General features: G+C 58.1%; 19 protein-coding genes. 8 read left to right on the top strand and 11 right to left on the bottom strand.

From position 1 onward, the window contains the following. Positions 1–13 precede the first annotated feature (13 nt). The 3 genes from JAO77_RS10975 (at position 14) to JAO77_RS10965 (ending at position 6,113) form a co-directional block, all read left to right on the top strand. Entirely contained in the window at positions 14–3,358 is a 3,345-nt protein-coding gene (locus JAO77_RS10975; protein ID WP_198990434.1) for a SusC/RagA family TonB-linked outer membrane protein, read from the top strand. 154 nt (positions 3,359–3,512) lie between these two features. After that, the gene (locus JAO77_RS10970) at positions 3,513–5,060 is read left to right on the top strand and encodes a RagB/SusD family nutrient uptake outer membrane protein (protein ID WP_198990433.1); all 1,548 of its coding nucleotides are present in this window, start codon (positions 3,513–3,515) and stop codon (positions 5,058–5,060) included. Between the two features lie 147 nt (positions 5,061–5,207). Continuing rightward, positions 5,208–6,113 carry a glycerophosphodiester phosphodiesterase family protein gene (locus JAO77_RS10965; RefSeq protein WP_198990432.1) on the top strand — a complete coding sequence of 302 codons (906 nt, stop codon included), beginning with the start codon at positions 5,208–5,210 and terminating at the stop codon, positions 6,111–6,113. 57 nt (positions 6,114–6,170) lie between these two features. Here JAO77_RS10965 and JAO77_RS10960 read toward each other — a convergent pair whose 3' ends face one another. Together JAO77_RS10960 and JAO77_RS10955 are read right to left on the bottom strand one after the other, a co-directional pair. Further along, the gene (locus JAO77_RS10960; RefSeq protein WP_198990431.1) at positions 6,171–7,283 is read right to left on the bottom strand and encodes a type III polyketide synthase; all 1,113 of its coding nucleotides are present in this window, start codon (positions 7,281–7,283) and stop codon (positions 6,171–6,173) included. Positions 7,284–7,431: 148 nt separating this feature from the next. Beyond that, positions 7,432–8,586 carry an NAD(P)/FAD-dependent oxidoreductase gene (locus JAO77_RS10955; RefSeq protein ID WP_370550108.1) on the bottom strand — a complete coding sequence of 385 codons (1,155 nt, stop codon included), beginning with the start codon at positions 8,584–8,586 and terminating at the stop codon, positions 7,432–7,434. A gap of 176 nt (positions 8,587–8,762) precedes the next feature. Here JAO77_RS10955 and JAO77_RS10950 point away from each other — a divergent pair, with 176 nt between their 5' ends. Continuing rightward, entirely contained in the window at positions 8,763–9,122 is a 360-nt protein-coding gene (locus JAO77_RS10950) for a T9SS type A sorting domain-containing protein (protein ID WP_198990430.1), read from the top strand. Positions 9,123–9,515: 393 nt separating this feature from the next. On the opposite strand, the gene JAO77_RS10945 is transcribed toward JAO77_RS10950, so the two are convergent. Further along, positions 9,516–10,901 (bottom strand): sigma-54-dependent transcriptional regulator, encoded by a 1,386-nt coding sequence (locus tag JAO77_RS10945; protein WP_198990429.1) that lies wholly within the window; start codon positions 10,899–10,901, stop codon positions 9,516–9,518. Between the two features lie 359 nt (positions 10,902–11,260). Between JAO77_RS10945 and JAO77_RS10940 the strand changes: the two genes are divergently transcribed. Further along, on the top strand, positions 11,261–13,360 hold the full coding sequence (locus JAO77_RS10940; RefSeq protein ID WP_198990428.1) for a T9SS type A sorting domain-containing protein: 2,100 nt from the start codon (positions 11,261–11,263) through the stop codon (positions 13,358–13,360). 99 nt (positions 13,361–13,459) lie between these two features. On the opposite strand, the gene JAO77_RS10935 is transcribed toward JAO77_RS10940, so the two are convergent. Genes JAO77_RS10935 through JAO77_RS10925 form a run of 3 tightly spaced genes read right to left on the bottom strand, consistent with a single transcriptional unit; the run spans position 13,460 to position 15,050 of the window. Further along, complete coding sequence (locus tag JAO77_RS10935) at positions 13,460–14,233, bottom strand: exodeoxyribonuclease III (protein ID WP_198990427.1); 774 nt, start codon at positions 14,231–14,233, stop codon at positions 13,460–13,462. A gap of 51 nt (positions 14,234–14,284) precedes the next feature. Then, a complete protein-coding gene (locus JAO77_RS10930; RefSeq protein WP_198990426.1) occupies positions 14,285–14,668 on the bottom strand; it encodes a hypothetical protein in 384 nt (127 codons plus the stop codon). Then, the gene (locus tag JAO77_RS10925) at positions 14,658–15,050 is read right to left on the bottom strand and encodes a carboxymuconolactone decarboxylase family protein (protein WP_198990425.1); all 393 of its coding nucleotides are present in this window, start codon (positions 15,048–15,050) and stop codon (positions 14,658–14,660) included. The genes JAO77_RS10930 and JAO77_RS10925 overlap by 11 nt, the downstream gene beginning before the upstream one ends. A gap of 51 nt (positions 15,051–15,101) precedes the next feature. Here JAO77_RS10925 and JAO77_RS10920 point away from each other — a divergent pair, with 51 nt between their 5' ends. Continuing rightward, positions 15,102–15,854: a ComF family protein gene (locus JAO77_RS10920; RefSeq protein WP_370550104.1), complete on the top strand. Its 753-nt coding sequence runs from the start codon at positions 15,102–15,104 to the stop codon at positions 15,852–15,854. A 144-nt stretch (positions 15,855–15,998) separates the two neighbouring features. Here JAO77_RS10920 and JAO77_RS10915 read toward each other — a convergent pair whose 3' ends face one another. From JAO77_RS10915 to JAO77_RS10905, 3 genes are all read right to left on the bottom strand, one after another. Beyond that, the gene (locus JAO77_RS10915; RefSeq protein ID WP_198990424.1) at positions 15,999–17,270 is read right to left on the bottom strand and encodes an SUMF1/EgtB/PvdO family nonheme iron enzyme; all 1,272 of its coding nucleotides are present in this window, start codon (positions 17,268–17,270) and stop codon (positions 15,999–16,001) included. A 70-nt stretch (positions 17,271–17,340) separates the two neighbouring features. After that, positions 17,341–18,360 (bottom strand): PorP/SprF family type IX secretion system membrane protein, encoded by a 1,020-nt coding sequence (locus JAO77_RS10910; protein WP_198990423.1) that lies wholly within the window; start codon positions 18,358–18,360, stop codon positions 17,341–17,343. A 218-nt stretch (positions 18,361–18,578) separates the two neighbouring features. Next, entirely contained in the window at positions 18,579–20,672 is a 2,094-nt protein-coding gene (locus JAO77_RS10905) for an OmpA family protein (protein ID WP_198990422.1), read from the bottom strand. 148 nt (positions 20,673–20,820) lie between these two features. Between JAO77_RS10905 and JAO77_RS10900 the strand changes: the two genes are divergently transcribed. Then, positions 20,821–22,023, top strand: a complete 1,203-nt coding sequence (locus JAO77_RS10900; RefSeq protein WP_198990421.1) for a lycopene cyclase family protein — start codon at positions 20,821–20,823, stop codon at positions 22,021–22,023. A 106-nt stretch (positions 22,024–22,129) separates the two neighbouring features. Here JAO77_RS10900 and JAO77_RS10895 read toward each other — a convergent pair whose 3' ends face one another. Both JAO77_RS10895 and JAO77_RS10890 read right to left on the bottom strand, forming a co-directional pair. Further along, the gene (locus JAO77_RS10895; protein WP_068339058.1) at positions 22,130–22,351 is read right to left on the bottom strand and encodes a DUF2795 domain-containing protein; all 222 of its coding nucleotides are present in this window, start codon (positions 22,349–22,351) and stop codon (positions 22,130–22,132) included. A 79-nt stretch (positions 22,352–22,430) separates the two neighbouring features. Continuing rightward, positions 22,431–23,762 (bottom strand): DUF349 domain-containing protein, encoded by a 1,332-nt coding sequence (locus JAO77_RS10890; RefSeq protein ID WP_198990420.1) that lies wholly within the window; start codon positions 23,760–23,762, stop codon positions 22,431–22,433. A 243-nt stretch (positions 23,763–24,005) separates the two neighbouring features. Between JAO77_RS10890 and ettA the strand changes: the two genes are divergently transcribed. Further along, positions 24,006–25,673: an energy-dependent translational throttle protein EttA gene (gene ettA / locus JAO77_RS10885; protein WP_198990419.1), complete on the top strand. Its 1,668-nt coding sequence runs from the start codon at positions 24,006–24,008 to the stop codon at positions 25,671–25,673. The last annotated feature ends 687 nt before the right edge of the window (positions 25,674–26,360 follow it).

Raw genomic sequence — 26,360 nt, 5'->3', positions numbered from 1 at the left:
GAGGTTTACTATTATGACGCAATACTCTACAACGCTGCGCCGGTGGCTGGCGGGCTTGCTGCTAGCCGGTAGCTTGCCGGCGGCGCACGTGGCCCAAGCCGGCCGCCCGCTGCCGACGCGGGTGGCCCCACAGGCCGTGCGCATCACAGGCACCATCACCGACGAGCAAAACCAACCGGTGCCGGGCGCCAACGTGATTGAAAAGCGCACTTCGAACGGCACCGCGGCCGATGGCACCGGGCGCTTTAGCATCGAGGTGAACCCGGGTGCTACGCTGGTGTTTTCGGCCATCGGCTTCGTGAGCCAGGAGGTGGTCGTGAGCACGCAAACCACTATCAACATTCAGTTGAAGGGCAGCGCTAATGAGCTCAACGAAGTGGTGGCCGTGGGCTACCAAACGGCCCGCAAAAGTGACCTGACCGGCGCCGTAGCCGACGTGAAGGCCAAGGAGCTAAACCTAGCGGCGCCTACCCTAGGGCAGGCCCTGGTGGGCAAGTTGGCTGGCGTGCAAGCCACGCAGGTGAGCGGCGCGCCCTACGTGAGCACTAAAATCCGGGTGCGGGGCGTGGGCTCTATCAACGCCAGCTCGGACCCGCTCTACGTTATCGACGGCTTTCCGGCCGCCAACGACGTATTTATCAACCCCAATGATATCGAGAGCATCGACGTGCTGAAGGATGCTGCTTCGGCCGCCATCTACGGTTCGCGGGCGTCGGGCGGGGTGGTCATTATCACCACCAAGCGCGGTAAGGAAGGCAAAGGCCGCGTCGATTACGAGTACCAGTTCGGCATCAACCAGCTGGCTAAGAAAGTAAAGCTGCTCGATGCCAACGGCTTTGCGCAGCTGCTCATCGACGGGCGCAACAACACCTACCGCGACCTGGTGCAGAACAGCGGCAAGCCCTGGACCGACGCCATGTTCTCGGACGACAATGCTACGCGCATCGCGCGGGTGGGCAACGCCAGCTCGGTCAGCATCCCAACCGACATCTACGACTTCGCCACGCAGTCGCTTATCACGCCCAAGTACAACACTGACTGGCAAAATGAGCTGTACCGCAACGCGCCCTTCAACCGCCACAACCTCACCTTCTCGGGCGGCAACGCCGGGCTGCGCTACCTTATCAGCGGCGACTACCAGCAGCAGCAGGGTATCATCGTGGCGACCAAGCAGGAGCGCATAAACTTCCGGGCCAACCTCGATGCCGAGCTGAGCAAGAAATTCCACGTCAGCGGCAGCTTGTTCGTGACTTCGAACAGCAACCGCGAGGTGCAGGAAGGCCGCTTCAACCAAGGCCCCATCCTAGGGGCGCTGATTTACCCGCCCACGTTCCGGGCCTACGACGACAACGGCAACCTGGTGAAAAACGAGGTGTCGGCCCAGCAGTCGGCCTACGGCTACCAGACCATCGAGAACCCGGTGGCGCTGGCCCAGGAAACCAACATCACGCGCAAGGGTCTGCGCGGCACCTACAATGGCACGGCCAGCTACGAAATCCTACCCGGCCTCATCGCCAAGGCCAACGTGGGCTTGCAGACCTACAACGAGAAGTACGAGTATTACCTACCCACCAGCCTGAGCAGTGGCAACAACCCGCCCTACTCACCGCAGGCCATTGCGGCCGCCACAGCTACGGCCTTAACTGTCAACACGCAGAACATCTTAGGCGAATTCACGGCGACCTACACCAAGCAGCTTGGCAAGCACAACCTGAACGCCCTGGCGGGCTACACCGCCCAGCGCACGACCCTCGACCAAATCAGCGTGTCGGCCCAGGGTTTCCAGAACGATGCCATTCAAGAGATTACGGCCAAGGGCGCTGACCCGACCAACTTTTTCCAGAGCGCCACGACCAGCAGCGTGGGCTTCACGGGCACCGGCAAGCAGGCCGAAACCCTGCTCTCGTACCTAGCCCGCGTGCAGTACAGCTACGACGAGCGCTACTTCCTAACGGCGGCCTTCCGCACCGATGGCTCGTCGCGCTTTGGGCCCGAAAACCGCTACGGCAGCTTCCCCTCGCTGTCGGCCGGCTGGACAATTTCGAACGAGTCGTTCTACCACGACATGCTGGGTGAATCGTCCACGCTACGCCTGCGCGGCAGCTGGGGCCTCACCGGCAACTACAACATCCCGCTCTATGGCTACCAGCAGACTATGGCCAGCCCCACCGGCGCCGTGTTCGGGCCGGGCACCATCCAAACGGCCTTCTACGCTGGCGCGCTCAAAGACCAGCGCCTAGGTTGGGAATCGACCTCGCAGTTCAACCTAGGGCTCGACCTAGGCTTGTTCAACAACCGCCTATTGCTGATTTCCAACGTCTACCTCAGCCACTCTTACAACCTGCTGTTCAACCAGCCAATTTCGGCTATTTCGGGCACCACGAGCATCCTCACCAACCTGCGCGACTCGCGCATTCGCAACCAAGGGTTGGAGTTTCAGCTCGATGGCAAGGCCATTCAAACGGCTGACTTTAACCTGAATCTGAGCGGTAACATCTCTTTCAACCGCAATCGGGTGCTGGACATGGGCGGCGCCAATACCATCACGACGGCGGGTGCCGAGCGCTCCTACATCACCCATATCACGCAGGAAGGCCAGCCGGTGGGCATGTTCTACGGCTACCGCGTGGCGGGCATGGTGCGCCAGTCGGATGTAGACAATATCGCCGCCGACAACGCGGTGTACAACGCCGCTACCCAGTCGTTTCCGGCGGGCTACGTGCGTCGCGGTCCGGCCCGCTCCACGGCCTCAACCAACCCGCTGCGCCCCGGCGACTTGATTTTTGAGGACGTAAACAACGATGGCGTGGTGAACGATGCCGATAAGCAGGTCATTGGCTCGCCCTACCCCAAGTTCAACTACGGCTTCTCGCTCACGGCCAATTACAAGTCGTTGGATTTCAACGCCGGCTTCAACGGCGTGTATGGCAACCAGGTGCTCGACGGGCAGGACTACTACGTGTATAACATGGAGGGCTCGGGCAACCAGTACGCCAACGTAGTGAACCGCTACCGCTCCGAAGCTGAACCCGGCGACGGGGCTGTGTTCCGGGCCTCACGCGGCGGCACCCAAAGCAACAGTACTCGCCTCTCGACCTTCTACCTGCAGAGCGGCTCCTTCCTGCGCTGCACCAACCTTACGCTGGGCTACAACCTGCCCGCCACCCTGCTCAGCAAGGTGCACGTGAGCGGCCTGCGCGTGTACGTCAACGCCAATAACGTCTTCACCATCACCAAGTACAAGGGCTACAACCCCGAAGTAGACTACAACAACGGCGCCAACCTATCGCCCGGCGTGGACTACGGCAAGTACCCGCTGGCGCGGGGCTACAACGTGGGCGTGCGCCTATCCTTCTAATGCGTTTACCCCACCCCCGGCCCCTCCCCTCCGGGAGAGGGGAGCCGACCAAAAGCGGACGTTTGTAATCATTAGGCTCCCCTCTCCCGGAGGGGAGGGGCCGGGGGTGGGGTCTCGCAGCCCAACTACTTCTAATTCGTAACAACTATATCTAATGCGTCTTCAAACCACTGCTACCTCCCGCCTCGGTCTAGGGCTGCTGAGCAGCCTGCTGCTGCTGGCTTCGTGCAAGAAGGATTTTCTGGTAGAAAATAACCCCAATGCCGTAGCCGCCGACAACTACTACCGCTCGGAGAATGACGTGCTGCTGGCCCTCAATGGCGTGTACACCGCCCTGCACGACAACAGCGGCCTGGCCGAGGGCAGCGACCTCTACGGCGAGCAGCGCTCGGACAACACTGGTACCAACGACAACCAGTCGAACGCCGGCGAGCCCTTCCAGTTCAACGCCTTTTCGCTGCTACCCAGTAACTCCTACCTCCAAAACCACTGGACGGCGCTGTACCAGATTATCACGCGAGCCAACTACGTGCTGGCGGGCTCCGAAACGGTGAACTTCGCCCAAGCCAGCACCAAAACCCAGTACCAGGCAGAAGCCAAATTTTTGCGGGCGCTCACGTACTTCAACTTAGTGCGCGAGTGGGGCGATGTGCCGCTCGTGACCCAGCCGCTCACTACCCCCGATGCCGTGGCGGCTAATACCTTCCGCGAGAAAAAGGAGAAGGTGTATGCCCAAATAGTGGCCGACCTGATGGACGTCATCGCCAGCCCGCTACCCGATGCGCAGTCGGCAGCCAATACCGGGCGCGCCTCCAAAATCGCGGCCAATGCCCTCCTAGGGAAGGTGTATCTAACCATGGCCACCACCCTCGACCAAGCCAACCGCAGCGCCAACCTGACCCAGGCTAAAACCTACCTCACGGCGGCCTACAGCAAGCGCACCTTCGGGCTGCTGAAGGAAATCCCCTACGCCGACGTGTTCGACGTGACCAAGAAGACCAACAACCCCGAGGCCATCTTCCGCATCGTGTACCGGCAGGGCGATATTAACTATTCGTCGCGCATCGCCGCTAACTACCAAGCCCAGGGTGAGACCATCAACTCGCTGCGCCCTAACACCGGGGTGGGCGGCAACGTGACGCCCGACCTCGTGCTCGACTACGAAACCGGTGACGTGCGCAAGGATTTCTCCATCAAGTACGCCAATGCGGCCGTGGTGAAAGACTACTTCATCACCAAGTACCGCGATGCCAGCGCCACCGCCGGCACCACCGGATACGGTGGCAACGACTGGCTGCTCCTGCGCTACGCCGACGTGCTGCTGCTGCTCGCCGAAACCAACCTCTACCTAGGCGACGAGGCCAATGCCATCAGCCAGCTCGACCAGGTACGCGAGCGCGCCGGCCTGCCGCGCTATGCCGTGGCCAGCGCCACTGCCAGCTACAGCGCCAAGTACCCCACACTCAAGCTTGCCATCTTACACGAGCGCCGCGTCGAGCTAGCCTTCGAAAACCAGCGCTGGTTTGACTTGCAGCGCGCCTTCACGCCGCAGCAGTTGACGGACTACTTCCGGGCAAAAAGCCAAGCAAACTTCGGCATCGCTCAGCTCACTAACTTCGGCCTGAAGGATTATTACTACCCCATTCCCTTCAACGAAGCCAAGCTGAACCCCACGGGCATGTACCAGAATCCGGGTTATTAAGTCTCGGCACTTGAGCGATATGCGCGCACTACGTCTGTCATGCTGAGCCCCGCGAAGCATCTTCTCACGTTAGAGTTACCAATTCTAACGTGAGAAAATGCTTCGCGGGCTCAGCATGACAAATTCAATTTTAGTAGTACTCAGCTTATGAAACAGTTTTTCCTACCCCTCCTAGCTGGCTTGTTGCTCGGCGGCTCGGCGCTAGCGCAGCAGCCCGTGCAGGCCATCATTCGCACCCTCAAAGACACGAAAAGCAACCAAGTGCTAGTAGTAGCGCACCGCGCCGACTGGCGGAATGAGCCCGAAAATTCCATTCGCGGCATCGAGTCGGCCATCAAGATGGGCGTGGACATGGTTGAAATCGACCTCAAGAAATCCAAGGATGGTGTGCTCATCCTCATGCACGATAACTTGCTCGACCGCACTACCACGGGCAAAGGCCGCCCCGCCGACTACACCTGGGCCGAGCTGCAGCAATTCACCCTCAAAAACCAGCACGGCGGCCCCACCCGGCAGCGCATCCCGAGCTTCGAGCAGTGCATGCTAGCCGCCAAGGGCCGCGTCATGGTAAACATCGACAAGGGCTACGACTACTTTCAAGAAGCTTACGACGTGCTGGTGAAAACCGGCACTGTGGACCACGCGGTTATCAAGTCGGCCTACCCCTACGAAAAAGTGAAGGCCGAGCACGGCGCCCTACTCACCAGCCAGCTGCTGTACATGCCCATCGTGAATTTGCAGCAGCCCGAAGCCGCCGCCGTGCTGCGCGAGTACGAGACCAAACTCAAGCCGGTGGCCTACGAGCTGAATTTCCCCACCGATAGCGTGCTGCTGCGCTCCGCCTACCAGACCATCCCCGCCACTGGTTCTAAAATCTGGCTCAACAGCCTGTGGGCAAGCCTAGATGCCGGCCACGACGACGAGCGCAGCCTCGAAGAAGGCCAGCCCGCCGACGGCTGGGGCTGGCTGCTGGCCCACGGCGCCACGCTCATCCAAACCGACCGCCCCGCTGAGCTGCTGGCCTATTTGCGCCAGCACAAGCGGCATCGCTAGCAGCTACTCCGAGTAAAGAGGGCGACCTAGGAGAAGGATAGAAAGCCTTTCGACCTACTACGCACACACTTCCAGCAGCATGGCCTCTAGGGTAAGCCCGGGTCCGAAGGCGCAACTGAGCACGGGCGCCCCGCTATTGGCGGGTGTGGCGGCTGCCAGTAGCTCGCGCAGCACAAACAGCACCGTGGCCGACGACATATTGCCGTAGTCGCGCAGCACTTGGTAGGCAAAGCGATTATCAGCCTTGCTGAGCCCTAGGGCCTGCTCAATAGCTTCCAGTATCTTGCGACCACCAGGGTGCAAGGCAAACTGCCGGATGTCGGCCAGCTGCACTGGCAACTCATGCAACAGCCCCGCAATGAGCTGCCCGATACCTCGCTCGATAAGCGCCGGCACGTAGCCCGATAGCGTCATTTCAAAACCCGTGTCGCCGATGTGCCAGGCCATATCGCGGGTGCCCTCGGGCTCGAGGCCGCAGTGGAAGGCCTGCATAGCCAGATAGGGCGCCGGGCCGGGCAGCGGCTGCCCCAGCACCAGGGCGGCCGCCGCCCCGTCGCTAAACAGCGCGTTGCTCACGATATGGTCTTCGGCGTGGCTTTTCTGGAAGTGCAGCGTGCACAGCTCCACACTCACCACCAGCACGCGAGCGGCAGGGGCGGCCCGCACTATGCCGTCGGCCAAGCGCAAGGCATTCACGGCCGCGTAGCAGCCCATAAAATTGACGCAGGTGCGGCGCACGCTCGGGCGCAGCCCTAGGGCCTGCACCAGCTCAATATCGAGCCCCGGCGCGTACATGCCCGTGCAGCTCACTGTGATGAGGTGCGTGAGGCTATCGGCCGCCACGCCCGGCGCCTGGCGCAAGGAGTCTTGCGCCGCGGCCAGGGCCAGCGGCAGCGCCTCGCGCCGGTAGGCCGCCATACGCGGGCTCACGCTCGGGAAGGGTTCGAGCCCTGGCGTATTTGGAAAAAACTCGTAGTCGCCTAGGGTGCGCCCGTAGTCGGGGAGCACCGAGTACCGATGCTCGATGCCCGACACCCGGTACAGCGCCCGCAGCTTGCGCGCTCCTGAGTCATCTAGCTCCAGCGCCCGCGCCATAAAATCGGCAATGACGGGCTGGGCTAGGCGGTGGGTGGGGAGGGCGGTGCCAATGGCACCCAGGTAGCTGGGCATTCAGAATAACAGTTAATCGGTAGGGGTTAGGGAGTAATCGGCTCTGGATAAGGAATTAACCAATAACCGCTAACAAGTAACCATTCGCAAAAGCTTTACTTACGCAACCTAGGTGATTTCGGAAAGCTAATCTCCAAATAATGTACCTTCAGAAAGGTTTACCGTGGGTCTGGCGCATGAGGGCGCGCACGGCGGCCGGCCAGTAGCGTAGGCCGCCCACCACCAGTTCGCTCAGCGTGGGCCCGCCAAACAGGCGCTGCACGGCTCGCCCCACCCGCAGCCGCGCCCCAAAGGTGCGGTGCCAGGTCTGGGCATACGCCGCCTCTAGGGCCGGCCTAGGTAGCTGCCCCCGCAAAAACTGGTCGGCCAGCGGTGCGGCCAGCGCGGCTCCGTGCAGCGCCATAGCCATGCCATTGCCACACAGCGGCGTAATGAGCCCGGCTGCATCGCCGAGCAGCAGCAGGTGCTGCTCCACGGGCTGCTTGGGGGCAAATGAGATTTCGTTAATAACCTCGGGCTGGGCATACAGCCGCTCGGCATGCTGCAAGATGTCGGCCAAGTGTGGGTTTTGAGCCAGCACGCCCGCCTCTAGGGCCGCAATGGTGCCCCCACTGCGCTTAAGGTTATCGCGGGTGGTGAGGTAGCAAAAGCACAGCTTGTCGTCCTCAATGGCCGAAATGCCGGCGTAGCCATCCCGAAAATTGTGCAGCGCAATGACATCACGTGCAAAGCCCGGCAGGCGCAAATGGTGCTTGACGCCAAGGTAAGGCGAGCGCTGCGCAAAAAACGGCCGGCCTAGCTGCCGGTCGAGCGCACTGCGCTTGCCGTAGGCACCCAGCACCAGCCGGGCCGTAAGCTGGCGGCCATCGGCCAGTATCAGGGTGTGGCGGCCCGCTTGGTCGTCAAACGTGACGTCGGCCACCGTAGCGGGTAGCACAAACTCCACGCCGCGCGCCAGCGCCAGCCGGTACAGGTAGTCGTCGAGCCGGTAGCGGCTCACCCCAAAGCCCCCTAGGTCGAGTGGGCTATCGAGCACGCGGCCAGCTGGCGACGATAGCCGAAACTTGGTGAGGCTGGCCGGCCCTAGCGGCGTTGGGTCGGCCCCGAGCCGGCGCAGGTAAGGGCCCACCTCGTGGCTCACGTACTCGCCGCACACCCGATGGAAGGGATACTGCTTGCGCTCTACCACCAGCACCCGGTGCCCACGCCCGGCTAGGTCGAGGGCTGCGGCCAGTCCGGCCAGCCCCCCCCCGATTAATACCACATCGGCCGTGTCAGAAATAAAATTTTGGGATGATGGCACAGGATAATCAGGGCTAAACTCGCTTACTGGCGTTATATTGCATTTTAGCGTAGTTTATATAGGCAAGTTGCTGTACTTTTGTAAAACCAATTTTTTAGCTAGCCGTAACTTTAATCCCACCCAGCTAAGCTATTCTGGTTGATATCGCTATGAAAACACGAGTACTATTTTGTGGTATGCTGTTGGCAAGCCTAGGGCTGCTGCGCGGTAGCCTCGCGCTGCCCGCTGAGGCGGCCCCGGCGCCCGCTGTGCATCACCAAGCCGTTACGGGCCGCGTAGCGGAGGAGCGCACCCTAGTAGTTTATCCGAACCCTAGCACTGGTATCATTCACCTTACCATTAGCGGCCTCGAAGGCCGGCGTGCCGAAGTTAGCGTGCTCAACGTGATTGGTACCGTAATGTACCGCGAAACGCTAAGCGAGCTCAATGAGCACTCTACCAAGACCCTAGACCTGAGCAAGTTTGCTAACGGGTTATATTACGTTAAGCTAGAGGCTGATAACTCCAGCCAACTCTGCAAGCTCATTATTCGCTAAGTAACTGCCGCTCAGCGGTCCGAAAGTTTTAAAACAAGAAAAGCAGCCTAGTCTAGGCTGCTTTTCTTGTTTTAAGACCGCAGAAGCAGGCTAGCGAGCTACCACCGGAGCTGGGGTTACGAGGTTACGTACCCGGCGGGCCGTTTCAAGTGCAAGAATGGCAGTGGCCGCAATAAGGCCGAAAAGCAAAAACCACATAATAAAGTCTAGTAAAGGATAAGAGAAATATGCGCTCCACCGTGGCGAGGCAGCATCTACAAACTTAACTCTGGAAAGGCAGTCTGGGTTCGTGTAAAATTAAGGCATTTAAGAAGTAAGCTGTCCCAAAAGAGCCGGTTTGCAAGTGCAGTACCAGCATTAAGCTACTTATTTCTACCTAAGGCGTCTGCCGCCCTAGTCTTGCGGTAGCCGCAAATGGCCGCTTTGTAGAAGCCGGTACATAGTAGAGCGGCCGATGCGTAGGCGGCCCGCGGCAGCTACTACGTCGCCTTGCGTTTGGAGCAGCGCATGTTGCATAATAGCCAGCGTTTGCTCGCGAAGCGAAGGCATAGTGCCGTTAGCAGTGGCGGTAGGAATTATGCTAGAATCGCGCCCCGCAGCCGGCACCTGCAGGGGCGGCAGGTCGGCGGCGCCAATGTGCGCGCCATCGGCCAGCACGGCGGCTAGCTCTACCACGGCCTTCAGCTCGCGCACGTTGCCCGGAAAAGGGTAGGCTAGCAGGCGCCGTTTGGCTTCTGCCTCGAAGCTGCGGATAGGCAGCCGGTTGGCGTGGCTGAAATTTCTCACAAAGTAGTCGGCCAGTAAGAGCCGGTCGTTGCCGCGGGCGCGCAGGGGCGGCAGCTCTATCGGCAGCCCCAGTAGGCGGTAGTAAAGGTCTTCGCGGAAGCGCCCGGCGCGCGCCTCGGCTGCCAGGTCGCGATGCGTAGCCACTACCAGCCGCACATCGAAGGGCACGGGTTTGGAGCCACCTACGCGGGTAACGACCCGCTCTTGTAGCACGCGTAGCAGCTTGGCTTGCAGCGGTAGCTCTAGGTCGCCTATTTCGTCTAAAAACAACGTGCCCCCGTTGGCCGCCTCAAAGTGGCCCACGCGGCGGGCCGTAGCCCCCGTAAAAGCACCTTTCTCGTGGCCAAATAGCTCGCTTTCGAGCAGCTCGCGCGGAATGGCGGCCATGTTCACGGCCACAAAGGGCTGGCTGGCTCGGCCCGACTGGGCATGGATGGCCTGGGCCACTAGCTCCTTGCCCGTGCCCGTTTCGCCCGTTATCGACACAGTAATGAGGGTGCGGGCAGCCTTGGTAATAAGCTCGCGTACCCGCTGCATGCTGCTGTGCTCACCTAGGAGCAGGCTGGCGGCCTCGGGGCAGGTGCCCTTGGGACTGGGCGGCGTGGCCCGGGGTTGGCAGGCTTGGGCCAGTAGCTGCCACAGGCGGTCGGGCGTGGTAGTGTCCTTCACGAGGTAGTCGGAGGCGCCTTGCCGCACCAACTCCACGGCCGTGCTAATGTCGGCCTGACTTGAAATCAGAAACAAGCCGGCCTGGGGCAACAGTTGGCGCAACTGCTGCACGGCCCGCCGCGCGGCGGCATCGGGGGCTGGCCCACAATCAAAAATAATTGCCTCGGGCTGCTCGCCTTCCTGGGCGCTGGCCAGGGCCAGGGCAACGGTAGAAAACCGACGCAAGCGGTAGTCTGGGTTGCGGCCTAGGTAGTGGCTGAGCAAGTTGCTATATGCCTCGTTGTTTCCTAATAGCCATATGTCAAAAGTCGCTGCTGCTATCATGGGTAAAAAGCGGCAACCAGCTTATTCAGCTAGCTGTCGATAAATAAGAGAGGAAATAAATTATTGGAAAGTTTATAATTGGGCAGGGTAACGTAACTCAATGGTAGTTAAGCAAAAATACGAATTTTTAGCTTACAAAGATTCTGAATTTGTCTATTTATTAGAATGGGTTTCCATTTTGGGAAAATATAGATTTCTGATTTTTGTTAACCTATTGTTTATTAAATATTTAAATACAGTGGCAATATCATTGGGGAAAATGATAGCATCCCCGCTCTTCTTCTTTCAGAATGCTATCTGCTATGAAAATAGTACCATTTTTGACAATCGCTTGTAAGCGCCATAGACAACTCAGGCTGTTGCTGTTGCTCCTATTGCTGCTGCCACTAGTTAGGCAGGGGCAAGCCGCCACTGCCTATTATTCTGATGGGCAAAATATTACGGTGCCAGCAGGTGGCCCTAACGTGAGCTTGGCCCTCGCCAGTGAAGCTGCCCAGCAGCAGCTCACGGCCACCGTCACCGTGTCTACCACCAGCCCGGTTACAGTGCGGCTGCCGCTGGTTGGCACCGGCCAAGCTGGCTTCCGGGCGGGCGTGCTGGTTTCCACCACCAATTCGCCTTCGCTGCTGGGGCTATCGCAAGCACTCCAGCTGCAGGCCCTGGGCACTATCACGCTGCGTACCTACCTAGGGGCAGCGTTTCAGCAAGAGCAGGTGGTAGATGCCTCGCTGGTGCAGCTAGCATTGCTAGCGCCTGCCGGGCAGCCCACGCAGTTGGAGTTTGTGAGCCAAGCCCCCTTCGACCGGGTAGAAATAACGTTTGGCCAAGCGGTGCAGCTGGGCGTGGCCACCAAAATTCACTACGCCTACGCCATCGGGCCCGAAACCCCGAAGCAGGTGAAGGGCTTTTTGTCGCAGTTCACCCAAGCCTCAACCGACCGCTACAGCACGGCTAACCCCGATGGGGGCGGCTTGTGCGTCGGCAGCGGCATCAACAACCCCGAGCGGGCCGTCGACGCCGACCTTACTAACTACGCGTCGTTTAGTAGCCTCGCCTCAGTTGGCACGGGCTGCGGCGGCACGCTACGAGTGCAGCTGCCGGGCACTGTGCCTGCCACCGGCTATCGCGCCGGGTTTGTGATTGGCAACGCGGGCCTGCTCGACCTAGGCGTGCTCAACGCCCTACGCCTGCGCACCTACCGCAATGGGGTGCTGCAAGAAACAGCGACCGCAACCAACCCGCTTCAGCTAACACTGCTCGCTAATGATAAAGCACTTATCAGCTTTCCGGCGACGGCTTCCTTTGATGAGGTGAGCATCGAGCGCACGGCCGTGCTCGACTTGCTCAACAACTTGAACATTTACTATGGCTTTGGCCTCGAAAATGTGGGCTTCACGGCGAACACCGTTGCTACCTCGTATCCGCTCAGCCAAAACAACTATACGATAAAAAACAATGGTATCTGTACGCTTTGCAGTAGTGGCGTCACAGCGCCAAGCACGGGCTCGCCCTATTTGAGCTTCAACCAAGGCATTGGCGCTTTGTCCTCAACACAGGTGCTGTTTCCACTTACTACTACTGGTGTAGTGGGCAACCGGGCGGGTGTCGTCCTAGGTCAGAATACAGTGCTCGACGCAAGCGTATTGGCCAACATTGTGCTGGCGACACACGATGCGGCGGGCAACGTACTTGAAACGGCTACCAGCAACTCGCTGCTTACCGCCAATTTGCTGCCTGGCGGTAAGCAGGAGGTGAGCTTTCGCACCACGCGCAATTTTGCTCAGGTAAGCATCACGCTAAAAGCAACTGCCAGCCTCCTCAACAATGCGCGGGTATACTCGGCCTTTGCAGATGACCGTGGGACCCTACAAGCTATTTCACCGGCGGGTCCTCTGCCGGTAGTGCTCACCAGCTTTGGCGCAAGCCGCCCTGCGGGCACTGCGGCGGTAGAGATAGTGTGGGCTACGGCTAGCGAGCAGCGTAGCGCCTATTTTGTAGTAGAGCGCGCCACTAATCCGCAGGCGGGTTTCCAGGCGGTGGGCCAGGTGGCCGCCGCGGGCGCCAGTGCGGCCACGCGCCAGTACCGCCTGCTCGATGCCACAGCCCCCGCGGGCACGGTGCTCTACTATCGCCTGCGTCAGGTAGACCTAGGGGGCAGCGAGCAGCTCTCCCCGGTGGCTACGCTGGCCGCCAGTGGCTCTGCCGAAGGCTTTGCACTGTATCCTAACCCGGCGGGCGACAGCCCCGTGTCAGTACGCTTGCCGGCTTCGGTGGCAGCGGGCGGCACCGTCATCATTTATTCTTCCCTAGGGCAAGTACTTCGCCAGCAGTTCGTCAGCAGCGAGGCGCAGTCTGCCACGCTGCTTACTGCCGGCTTGCCCATGGGGATATACCAGGTAGTACTGCGCAATGCAGTCGGCCAGCAGTTGGCCGCCAAGCGCTTAGTGCTCAATCGCTAAACGTCCACTTATTCTTGTCCTGCATTCTGATTCCTTGATTGTTGTCCTTTTATTCGCACTAAGCCAAAAGAGCCGCCCCACCAGGGCGGCTCTTTTGGCTTAAACGGCAAGCTCTACCCAAGCTGGGCAGTGGTCGGAGTGCACCGCGTCGGGCCAGAGGCCCGATGCACGCAGGTGCGGCAGCAGGGCTTGGTCGAGCAGTAGGTGGTCGAGGCGCCAGCCCACGTTGCGCTTGCGCGAGCCCGCCCGATAGCTCCACCACGAGTAGTGGCCCGTAGCATCGGGGTGCAAGTGCCGAAACGAGTCGATGAAGCCATCGGCTAGTAAATCGCGAAACCACTGCCGCTCCTCGGGGGTGTAGCCGGGGCTGTTCTGGTTGGCCTTGGGATTGTGCAGGTCGATGGGCGTTTGGCAGCAGTTATAGTCGCCCCCAATCACCAACGGACCCGCTGTGGCATCTTGCCGCAACCGAGCCACATAGGACCGGAAGTAGTGCAGCCAGGCCACCTTAAACGCCTGGCGCTCCGGGCCGCTCGTGCCCGAGGGCATATAGGTGTTCAGCACCGATACTCCTTCAAAATCGAGCCGCAGTACCCGGCCTTCGTTGTCATACAGCGGCTCGCCGCAGCCCGTCACCACCGCCTTGGGCTGCACGCGGCTGAAGGTAGCCACGCCGCTGTAGCCCGGCTTTTGGGCCGGGTGCAGGTAGGCATGGTACCCTAGGTCGGTGAGGCCGCTCACGTCGAGGGCTGCGGTGCCGGCTTTTATCTCTTGCAGGCACAGCACATCGGGCCGGGTGTCGGCCACCCAGTCAAGCAGGCCCTTGCTCAGGGCCGAGCGCAGGCCATTGACGTTATAAGAAACGATTTTCAAGCGAAGCGATAGAAAATAGGAACCTAGGAAAGAGCCCGCACCAGCGTGTACTCAATCCTCGTTTTCCAATGCATCAAAATATTCCAGGATGTGCCATTTCAGCATGCGCTCCTGCTCCTTGAGGTTGGCAAATGGTACTGGCTGCAACAGGTTATAGTGCGGCCAGCCCTCGTCATCGACACGCGCTAGCTCATAATAGCCACTAAGGCTAAAGAGCTTGCACGTAGCAATGTGCATAAGGTCTTGCTTCTGCTCCTTCGTAAAGTCGGCTACACCTTGCCCTAGCTCCTGTACGCCTATTAGCAGCAGCAGCGCGTTGAGGTCGGGCCGGCGGCCAAACCGCTCCTGCATGGTGGCTAGCAGTGCCTCCCAGCGGGCGTTGAATGCGGCCTCGGTTTCGTGCCCGGCCGCGTCCTGGAAGTTATTAGTGCTCATGCGGCGGGTGGGTGGCTGAGTGGTGCGCGGCACCAAGGGCGGCTTCTGCGCGCAGCGTTTCCCAATACTCCACGGCCCGGCGGAAGTGCGGAATGACGATGCTGCCGCCGATGAGGTTGGCAATAGAGAAGATTTCAAATACTTCGTCATCGCTCAGGCCCTCCTCGTGGCACTTGCCTAGGTGGTATTTCACGCAGTCGTCGCAGCGCAGCACCAGCGAGCAAGCCAGGCCTAGCATTTCCTTTACCTTCACCGGCAGCGCACCTTCGGCGTAGGCGTTGGTGTCAAGGTTGAAAAAGCGCTTGATAACCTTGTTGTCGTACGACATCACCCGCTCGTTCATGCGCTGGCGGTAGTCGTTAAAATCGGTGGTGAGAGACATAATCAGTAGAAAATAAGCTACTATTGTAGCGCTAGTAGTAGGCCGCTACCTGTGAGCAGCGGCTTCAGCTTCAAAGTTACCGCCCCACTTGGCACTACCCTGCCCATGCTGCGCGCCTGCCTCACCGATTTCATAGCCTTGTTTTTTCCGCAGGCGTGCTTGGCGTGCCAAGCTGCGCTAGTGGTCGGCGAGCAGCACCTGTGCACTACGTGTCGCGCCGAGCTTCCTTATACCGATTACCACCTGCTGCCCGCGGCCCAAAATCCTCTGAGCCGCCGCTTTTGGGGCAAGCTGCCGGTGGCACACACCCTCAGCTATCTACGGTTTTTGCAGCATGGGCGAGTCCAGCATTTGCTACACCAGCTCAAGTACCAAGGCCAGCAAGAGGTGGGCAAGGCCCTAGGTCAGCTCTACGGGGCTGAGCTAGCCGCGGCCGGCCTAGGCCCCGAGTTTGACCTCATTGTGCCTGTGCCGTTGCACCGCCGCAAGCTGGCTCGCCGCGGCTACAACCAAGCCGCCGCGTTTGCGGCCGGCCTGGCGGCTACTCTGCCTTGCTCGTGGAGCGCGGCCGCTCTACGCCGTACTGAGCACACCGCCTCCCAAACCCGCAAAAGCCGCACCGAGCGCTGGCAGAATGTGGCGACAGTCTTTGAGGTAGCGCAGCCCCAAGAAGTAACAGGTCGCCACATCTTGTTGGTTGATGATGTGCTGACCACCGGCGCTACCCTAGAGGCATGCGGCGTGGCGCTCTTAGCTGCAGGCGCCTGCCAGGTAAGCATCGCTACCATCGCCTGTGCCGAATAGCTGTCGGGACCGCGGATTCGTCGGATTTGTCGATGAGTCGGATTTTGTAGCTGACTCTTTTTAACCTAGGAATAAATAAGAAAGGCCGCCCATTTGGGCGGCCTTTCTTACAACTATAAATTCCGGCGAAGCCGTGGTATAGGCTTACTTATTAGAGCCAGCGTTAATCATCGCGCAACGGAAGCCGATGGTAGCCGTGGCCGAGTCTTCAGCCATGAAGCGGCGCGTACCGGGCGAGAGGTAGTACGCCACATCGCGCCACGAACCGCCTTTGTATACACGCACGTGGTCGTCAATCAGCGACTGGTAGCCTTTCTTGTCGTACTTGCCCTCGGGGTCGCTCACGCCGTTGCGACGGAAGGGGTTCAGGTCTTCTACGTCTTGGAACGAGAGCGGGCGATATACGTCTTGTACCCATTCGTTTACGTTGCCAGCCATGTTATACAGGCCGTAGTCGTTGGGCGGATAAGCGTACACGTAGTCCGTAATCATGGCGCCGTCATTCAGGCTGCCGGCAATACCAGCGTAGTCACCACGGCCACGCTTAAAGTTAGCCAAGAACTGGCCTTGCTTGCGGCCGTAGGCATTGCGGGTCGAGCGACCATCCCAGGGATAGATGCGCTTCACCTCTTGGTTTTCGTTGCCTACTTCCTGAGTGCCTACGAGGGCCTGAGCGGCGTATTCCCACTCAGCTTCGGTAGGGAGGCGGTAGTTGGGCAGCGAAGTGCCCTGCTCGATAGACGGGCCACCTTTACCATTAGCAAGGGCGCCAGCACCTTCGGCCGAGCCAGCGGCAGCAGCGCCAGCATCGTCGCCTTTTTTCTTCTTTTTGCCAAACAGGCCACCGCCTTTCGACGAGCCGCCGCTCTTACCTAGGTTCTCGTTAACCTTGGCCGTGCGCCACGTGCAGTAGCGGTCAGCTTGCAGCCAGTTTACACCCACTACCGGGAAGTAGCGGAAGCCGGGGTAACGGAGGTAATAAGTTACATAGGGGTCGTTGAACGACAGGTCGCGGGCCCACACGGTAGTGTCGGGCAGAGCAGCTTTGTATTGCTCCTCGGTCGAGTCCTTACGCAGGTAGTGCAGGTATTCGAGCCAGTGAATGTTGGCCACCTCCGCTTCGTCCATATAGAACGAGGCGATAGTCACCGTGCGCTCCATATTGTCGTGCGTGTTCGTCACGTCTTCCTCCATTGTGCCCAGCACGGTGCGGCCGCCTTCAATGTATACCAGGCCCGGGCCGGTCGGTATTTTCTTGAAGCTCGACACCTTCATGCCCTCATCGGTATTGTACTCGATGCCAGTAGTCGAAGAGCTTTTGCCGGGGTTCGTGGCCGTGCCTTTCTTGCTGCCGCTGCAGCTGGCGAGGGCCAGCGCCCCCATGGCCAGTAGACTAATAGTTGGAGAAAATTTCATATGATAAAAAGGATTCTGGTCTAGACGCTAAAGTTTAATACTAGCTATTTGGTTGCAATATTACAAAAAATCAGAAAAATGGGCAAGCGGCAAGCGGATAATTTCGCCTCCGCAGCCGTCGGTACGCGCTCTCGGCTTTGTCAAACGCACGAATGGTGAAAGTTATTTCATGCGCACCTCCCAAATCCTGAGCTAGTTGACTCAACCCAACATCATAGCTGTACCCTATGCGAAAGTCCCCGTATTCGAGGCCAAGTATTGCGGCTAACACATGTTGTGTACCTTCTTTATTTGCAAAAATTAGGTTCCGATACGTCGCGCCGAGCGTTACTGGCTGCGCGTTAAAGTACAATCCGGCCTCTGTGCGCTGCGAGCCACCTTGGCGCGTGTAAGAAGCAACGGGGCTAAAACTGATTTCGCGTACATCGTTGGTACCGCGGCCTACCGTGGGGTGCTGCACAAAGAATTTATACCCCCCGCTTACGTTCAATCGCAGCGGGAGTTCGGCCTGCGTAGCAAAGCCGAGGCTCGGCCGGTTGAGGTGCTGCCCCGATACACTGAGCCAGGCTTGCTCGGCATATAGCACGGCCCCCACCCCTAGGGTGAAGTAGTTAGTCGGCGGGTAAGCCGACAAAATTTCGGCGGAAGGCCCACTGATACTGCCATCGGCCGCTAGCTGGTCGCCAAACACGAAGTTGTCGTAGCCCACTCGCTGGCGCCCGTAGCCCACGTTGGCGCCCCCGCTTAGGGCTAGCTCACGCGTGAGGCGGGTGTGGTAGGCATATTGGCCAGCCACTTCAAAGCGCGTGTAGCCAACCTCGCCGGTGCGGTCTTGGTTCACGAGTAGCCCTAGGGCATGGTGCAAGCCTGCGCTCGGCAAGCGCCACTCGCCAGCCAGCTGCGTCGTCTGGAAGGTGCCCGCCAGTGTCGGATGCTGATTGCGAAAGCTTAGCGTGCCGCTATAGTCGTCGAGCAACCCCACAAAGGCCGGGTTTAGGGCTTGGCGATTGGCCAAGGGCTGCGAGAAGTACACATCCTGCGCCCACGCCACCGGCTTCGCCCACGCTAGCAGCGCCAGCGCTAGTAGCACACGGGACAGATGGCGAGTACAGTAAATAGACGTATCTGGCACTAAGGCAAAAGGTTAGAAGGTAACAGCTTCTGGCTCTGCCTAGCTAGCTTGGCCTGCTTGCAGAGATAAGAAGCGGTGAAGATACCAGGGCACTCAGCAACTAGGGTAGGGGCAAAAAATAACCGGGCGGACCGCTCTTGAAAGCAGCCCGCCCGGCAAACGCACTAGATTGAAAATTATTTCTTCGTAATCGTAAACTCTACCCGGCGGTTAAAGCGGCGGGTTTCTTCCTGCTCGTTGCTCGAAATAGGCTGCGTGCCACCAAAGCCTTGGGTCTTGAGGCGTTCCGCTGAAATGCCCTTGGCTACTAGGTATTTCTTTACCTCGTTCACCCGGTCTTCGCTCAGCTTCATGTTCAGGGCCGGGTCGCCTTGGTTGTCGGTGTGCCCGCCAATGAGGATTTCTACAGTTGGGTACTGCTTCAAAATCTTCACGAGGCGCAGCAGCTCGGGGAAGGAGCTGGGCTGCAAGTAAAATTTACTCTGCGGGAAGAAGATGTTGTTGAGCCGCACCTTCTGGCCCACCTTGAAGGGCACCAAGAACAAGTCCTGAGTCTTCTCAGAGTATTTATCAACGGCCGATACGTCGAGGTTCGCGTTTTCAGCAATATACTCAGGGGCTTCGGCACGGTAGCCGTATTGCACGCCGGCTGGCAGCACAATTGTATAAGAGCCATCGACGGGCGAGCTCTCTGCTACGCCAATTTCCTCGCCTGTGATCAAGTTTTCGTAGTGAATGATAGCCCGAATGGGCTTCTTTGTCACGGCGTCCAGCACCTTGCCCTGCACCAGTGTCACTACGTCGGGCTTGAAAGCGGGCGTCAAGGCAATGCGGAAAATGTCTTTAGACCCGTCAATGCCATTGCGCGAGGACACCAGGTAAGCATCTTCGCCAGCTGCCGACAGTGTGTAGTAAGCATCGAAGTCAGGCGAGTTTACGACCGGCCCTAGGTTGCGCGGCGGGCTCCAGTTGGTCCAGGTGTCGTCGAGGCGCTTAGAGTAGAAAATATCACTCTTGCCGTAGCCACCGTGCCCGTCCGAAGCAAAGTACAGCGTCTTGTCATCGGCTGCCAAGAAAGGAGCAAAGTCCGACCCTGGCGTATTGATTTTACGTCCTAGGTTAAGCGGCTTGGTCCAGGTAACGGGCCGGTTGGGGTCGGGCTGCACCCCGATGTCATCGGGCTTCGGGAAGCTCACATACAAGTCTTGGCCACCCTGGCCATCGGTGCGCTCTACAGCCATCAGCAGCGCCTTGCCCGACGTGGCCAGATACGCGTCGATATGCTCGGGGTCTCTGTTATAATAGTTATCGATTTCTACTTTGAGGGGCTTGCTCCACCCGCCCGGTGTGTGGCGGCTGGTGCTGAAGCCCTTGGGCTCCATCAAGCCATCTACGTATACGCCGATGAGCAGCGCTACTTGGCCATTGGCCGATACCGACGCAAGGCCGTTGGGGTCCTCTGGGCTATTGGGTGGCGTGCCTAGGTTCTTAGCTAGGCCCCAGGTCTTGCGCTGCCCGCTTTCAAGCTTTGAGTACCATACGTCCTGCGGGTCGCGAGTTCCACCGCGGTTGCCGGGGTGGCCTTGGCGAGCAAAAAACAGCGTGCGGCCGTCGGGTGAAATAACTGGGTGTGTATCCGTGTACTTGCTGTTAACGTTGGTACCTAGACTCTTAAGGGTCGAGTCCATCTGCACGGTCTCTACTTCCGAGGCGGCATTCTTGAAGTCCTGCTTCACAATCTGCACGTCCACGTTAGCCACCCCTATGGCGTCTATCTGGTTGTCGCCGGGCACCTTGGCCGCGTTCATCGTCACCACCGCCCCAATGGTGAGGTAGTTCTCTGGTTTGAACTTTACCTGGAGCGTGCGAAATGCCACCGGAATCGGACCAGGCGTGGTGTTCTTGTATACCTCGTGGCGTCCCCCTTTGGTGTCCAGAAGCTCAATCTTGGTGATAGCGCCAGGGTTGAAGTTTTCTATAACCGTTACCTGCTGGGCCTTTACCGACCGCGCAAAGCGTACTTCTATAGATTCATTAGCACCATCCTTACCGGGTGCCCATGCCTCATTACTACTTTCGCCCAGGGGTAAAGCATTAGGTGCCCCCAGCACTTTATCGGCCGAGAAGGGCGCTTTACCAGTGCCTTTCTGCGAAGAAACATCCACCACCTTGGCCGCCCAAAGCACGGTTTGGGCCTGCGCCGCTGAGCCCATCAAGCCTAGGCCCGCCGCTAAAGCTAATTTAGAAAAAGGAACAGAATACAATTTCATAATGCTAGATAAATGGCGTATAACGTAAAAACAATGCTGCAAGATAATATAATACTATAATTAGACCCTGCGCAGCATTGTCATTACGAACCTACTACTAAACTACGGCGCGTGCAAATACCAAGCGTGGCTACTGCATCTTTGCCTCATGAACACAGCTGCCTCCCTTTCCGCTCCGGCTTACGATTATCTGCTAGTGGGGGGGGGCGCGGCAGGCCTCAGCTTAGCCTACCACCTAGCCCAGGAGCCACGCTTAGCAGGCAAGCGGGTGCTGCTCATAGAGCCCGAAGCCAAAGACCAGAACGACCGCACATGGTCATTTTGGGCCGACGAGCCGGGGCTGTTCGATGCAATAGCCACGCACGAGTGGCATGCTATCGCCTTCCGTAGCCCAAGCTTTGAACGAACCTTTAACCTGAAAAAGTATACCTATCGCACCCTGCGCGGGCTGGATTTTTACCAGTTTGTGCACCGCGCCCTAGGTGTCCGGCCAGCGCAGTTTACGCTCGTGCGCGCCGAAGTAGCCGACCTAGTAAACACATCTACAGGCGTGGAAGCCCGCACCACTACGGGGCAGGTTTTTGCCGCTCGCTACGCGTTTGATAGCCGCCCACCCGCTATCACGACGCAGCCAGCCACGTATCGGTACCTGCTTCAGCACTTCGTGGGCTGGGAAGTCGAAACCACGCGCGATGTCTTCGACCCGCAGGCGATGGAGTTTATGGACTTCCGTGGCGCGCAGCACCACGAAGCCCGGTTTATCTACGTGTTGCCTTATAGTCCGCGCCGGGCGCTGGTCGAATACACGCTATTCTCGGCTACCCCCTTAGCCAAAGCGGCCTACGAGGCAGCCATTGTAGAGTATCTACAGCATACCCTAGGGCTGTCGGCGAGCGAATACCAAGTAACAGCCGAAGAGGTCGGCGCCATTCCCATGACCGACCACCCGCTGCCGGCCCGCGTCGGCGCGCATATCATCAACCTAGGTACGCGGGCCGGGCGGGCCAAGCCCAGCACGGGCTACGCCTTTCAGCGCATTCAGGCCCAATCGGCGCGCTTAGCGCAGGCCTTAGCTACTACTGGCCACCCGCCCGCCGACCCTACCGGCGACAAGTGGCAGTTCCACCTTTTCGATACGTTGTTGCTCGACATTATGCAGCGCCGCGGCGAACAAACCCGCGATATTTTCACGCAGCTATTTCAGCGCAACCCCGTCGAGCGCATCTTTCAGTTTCTGGATGAGAAGACCTCGTGGACCGATAACCTGCGAATAATGAATTCAGTATCGGCGTGGCCCTTTCTCCGCTCTATTGGGCAATTAGTACGGGGGCGCGCCAGCCAGCGAGAATAGCCCCCATAACAGGCCATTGGTAAGTTTCTAAAAGCAAAAAGGCGCGTACCCGGGGGTACGCGCCTTTTTGCTTTTAGCAGCGATAAGCTATGCTACAAGTCGAGGCCTAGTACTCGTCCTCGTTGAACATGAAGTCTTCTTTGGTTGGGTAATCAGGCCACACTTCTTCAATGTTCTCATAGGGCTGGCCATCGTCCTCCAAGCCTTGAAGGTTTTCTACTACTTCCATCGGGGCACCCGAGCGGATAGAGAAGTCGATGAGTTCGTCTTTGGTGGCGGGCCAGGGCGCATCTTCCAAGTAGGAAGCAAGTTCGAGAGTCCAGTACATAGTAAGAAGAAGATGTGGCGTGAAAAAAGGTTTGTAAATGTAAGCCGCTAAGGTGACAACGGCACCGAGCTAACGGAGGTTAGCGGCCGGAAGAAGGAACAGTGGCGCTGAAAATCGCAATTAGCTCAGTCTTAGTCTGAATCTTGCGCTCAAAGGTGCGAATTTTTCCTTGTAGCAGCTGTCGAAACTGGTCATTGGCCGGGGCCGAGCTGAGCTTGTCTAGGTTATCGCGCAGCAGGTCCAGCTCTTGGCGGTCGTTTTCGATAAACTTGCGCAGGGCTGTAGTAGCAGCTTGGGCACGCTCTACAGGGGTGGCAGTGGTGCCTTCGGCTTGACGCTTGCGCAGGTAGTAGTCCAAGGCACTCATTTCAAATACCTTGTCGCAAGCCAGCATAAAGCGCTGCCATAGGCGGTCCGACTCGGGGCCGCGCACGGCGCCGCTTTGCTTCCACTCGGCCTGTAAAGCCTTGGCTTGGTTCACTGCCTGGTTAGAAGGCACGCTGAGTAGGGCTTCGGCCCGATTGGCTAGCTCGCGCTTACGCACCAAGCTTTCCTCTGCCGAAGACGGCACGCTAGAGCGGCCTTCGTTGGCTGCCGCTACGCGCTGGCTTTCGATGTGCTGCTTAAGCCGCTCGAAGAAGTGGTTGTTAGCCGCTCTGAACTTGGTCCATAGCTCAGCGGCCTGCTTCTTGGGCAAGTTGCCATTAACATCGCGCCAAGCCGTTTGCAATTGCTTGAGTTGGCGCGAAGTGGCTTCAAACTGGTCCGAGTTCTTCAACACCTCGGCTTGGTTCACTAGCTCGCGGTAGCGGTCCACAGTGCGGCGAGCCAGCGCTTTGCGGTCAGTCTGGAAAGCCTTGCGCCGGTCAAAAAACAGCTGCACGGCGCCGTGAAAGCGGTTTTCTAGCTCATCGGTCAGCTCCTTATCAACTGGGCCGGTTTTCAGCCAGGCCTGGCGCAGCTCTTTTACCTTCTCGCTGGCCGAAATCCACTCGATGCTATCGCTCAGCTCTTCGGCCTGCTGGATGAGGCTAATTTTCGTGGCTAGGTTCTTCTCGCGGTTGCGCGCCACCGAAACCTTTAGCTGGTCTTCGGCCTCGCGCAGGCGGCGGTGTAGGGTCTCGTAGTCACCTAGGCCGTCGTGCTGCTTGCATTGCTCTTGCAGATGAAGAATCTTCATCAAGTAAGAGCCTTGGTTATCAGCGGTTTCTAGGCGCTGGAGCAGTTCATCGACTTTGCCGCGGAAGGCCTCGTAGCGCTGGGCAAAATAGCGCAGCGCATCATCGTCGGTATCCTTCACCTGGCCAATACGGCGGGCAGGCTGGCCCAAGGTCGGGCGCAGCCACACGCCCCCATCTTCCACGTAGCCGTAGCGGCGGGCTTCCGTGAGCGGGTGGTCGGGGTGTTCCATTGAAAGTCGGTGTAATCGGGAAGGAGCCCGCTACTGATGGTTTAGCAGCGAACTAAAGGGAAAGAATGAAATACAAGTTTACGGGGAAAAGGCGTATTCGCCTAATATTTTGTACTGGCCAGAGCCGGGCTGTGGCTGGCAGTTGCCGTTCTTTGCAGTAAGGTGCGCACAGGGCCTGCCAGCGTAGTGGCAATGGCTCCTAGGTGCACTTTACTTTTGGCTTTTACTCCCTAACGCACTTCTATGTCCGACCAGCCCACCATTATTTTCAGCATGGCTGGGGTAAGTAAGATTTACCCGCCTCAAAAACAAGTTCTTAAAAATATCTACCTCTCGTTTTTTTACGGTGCTAAAATCGGTGTGCTCGGTCTCAACGGCTCGGGTAAGTCGAGTTTGCTCAAGATTATTGCCGGAGTCGACAAGCAGTTTCAGGGCGAAGTAGTTTTTTCGCCTGGCTACTCGGTAGGCTACCTAGAGCAGGAGCCGCAGCTCGACCCCACCAAGACGGTGCGTGAAGTAGTAGAAGAAGGAGTAGCCGAAACGGTAGCCTTACTTAAGGAGTTCGACGAAATCAACGAAGCCTTTGGCGCCGAAGATGCCGACTTCGATAAGCTACTCGAGCGCCAGGGCACCGTGCAAGAGCGCCTCGACCAGCTCGATGCCTGGAACCTCGACAGCAAACTAGAGCGCGCGATGGATGCCTTGCGCACGCCGCCGCAGGAAGCCGTTATCGGCAACCTCTCGGGGGGCGAGAAGCGCCGCGTGGCCCTGTGCCGCCTGCTGTTGCAAGAGCCCGATGTATTGCTGCTCGACGAGCCAACCAACCACCTAGACGCCGAAAGCGTGCTCTGGCTCGAGCAGCACTTGCAACAGTATAAAGGAACGGTTATTGCCGTAACCCACGACCGCTACTTCCTCGACAACGTAGCTGGTTGGATTCTGGAACTCGACCGCGGTACCGGCATTCCATGGAAGGGCAACTACAGTAGCTGGCTCGAGCAAAAAACCGAACGCCTAGCTAAGGAAGAAAACGCCGAGAGCAAACGTGCTAAAACGCTGCAGCGCGAGCTCGACTGGGTACGCATGTCGCCAAAGGCTCGCCAGAGCAAAGGCAAGGCCCGCCTCGCTAACTACGACAAGCTAGTCAGCGAAGAAGCCAAAGACAAGGAGCAGAAGCTTGAGCTCTTCATCCCCGATGGCCCCCGCCTAGGTGCCCAGGTTATTGAAGCCGAAGGCCTGCGTAAAGCCTTTGGCGACCGCCTGCTATTTGAAAACCTCAACTTCTCGCTGCCCCAGGGCGGTATTGTAGGCATCATCGGGCCCAACGGCGCGGGCAAAACCACGCTCTTCCGCCTCATCACCGACCAGATGCAGCCCGATGCTGGTACCTTCCAAGTAGGCCCCACCGTACAAACCGCCTACATCGACCAGCAGCACGACTCTCTCGACCCTGCTAAGTCAGTATTCGATACAATAACGGGAGGCACCGAAACGATGCTGCTCGCTGGCCGCCCCGTCAATTCGCGCGCCTACGTTAGCAAGTTCAACTTTGGTGGCGGTGACCAAGAGAAAAAGGTTGGCACTTTATCAGGTGGAGAAAAGAACCGCGTGCACCTAGCTATGACGCTAAAGCAAGGTGCTAACCTACTCCTATTAGATGAGCCCACCAACGACCTCGACGTAAATGCAATTCGAGCGTTGGAAGATGCCCTAGAGAATTTTGCTGGTTGCGCTGTTATTATCAGTCACGACCGCTGGTTCCTCGACCGCCTAGCCACTCATATTCTCGCCTTCGAGGGCGACTCCGAAGTAGTATGGTTTGAAGGAAACTTCTCTGACTATGAAGAAGCCAAGCGAAAGCGCCTAGGTGATGTAGAGCCCAAGCGAGTTCGATATAAGAAGTTAAGCTAATCGTGACTGTATATACAGTATAGAAAGCCCACCTAGCATCAATGCTAGGTGGGCTTTTGGTATCTTAGTAAAAGAATCCTACCGATGGCTAAAAATAAAGCGCCAGTAAGCCAGCTTATTAGTGCTTCGCCGTAATAAGTGAAAGTAATTTTTTGCGGGCTAGATTTGCTTTATAAGAATAAAATCGTACTTTTGCACTCCCAATCCGAAAGAGACTGGGTTAGCGGCTGACTCACTCGAAAACGCCAGCGAAAATTTTTAAAGAAAAATTTGGAAAGTCAAAAAGTCTTCGTACTTTTGCACTCCCAAACCGAAAGAGGCCACTTGCTCACCACAAACTGACCTCAACTTCGACAAAGAATTTTATTTTAATCGAAAATAAAATTTGCAGATTAAAAAAACTTTTCTTACCTTTGCACTCCCAATCACAAACAGGGCTTGCAAACGGCAAGAAAACGAGCTACTCAGCTAGCTCACACGGTTACACTAATTGAGTGTGGCACACGTTCTTTGAATGACGGAAATAGACAAAATAGTAAGTGTCTTGTCAGCTTCGGCTGATGGGAAACAAGCGAAATCGAATTAGACAAACGTCAACTACGAGCAAGGATAGCACTCGACATCAGCCTAGGTTCGCCTAGGTGTAGGAATATTTTACAATGGAGAGTTTGATCCTGGCTCAGGATG

This window comes from Hymenobacter sp. BT559 (genome assembly GCF_016427535.1).
Taxonomy (GTDB): domain Bacteria; phylum Bacteroidota; class Bacteroidia; order Cytophagales; family Hymenobacteraceae; genus Hymenobacter.
The sequence above is the reverse complement of the archived record's forward strand: the minus strand, read 5'-3'. Positions and strand labels throughout refer to the sequence as shown.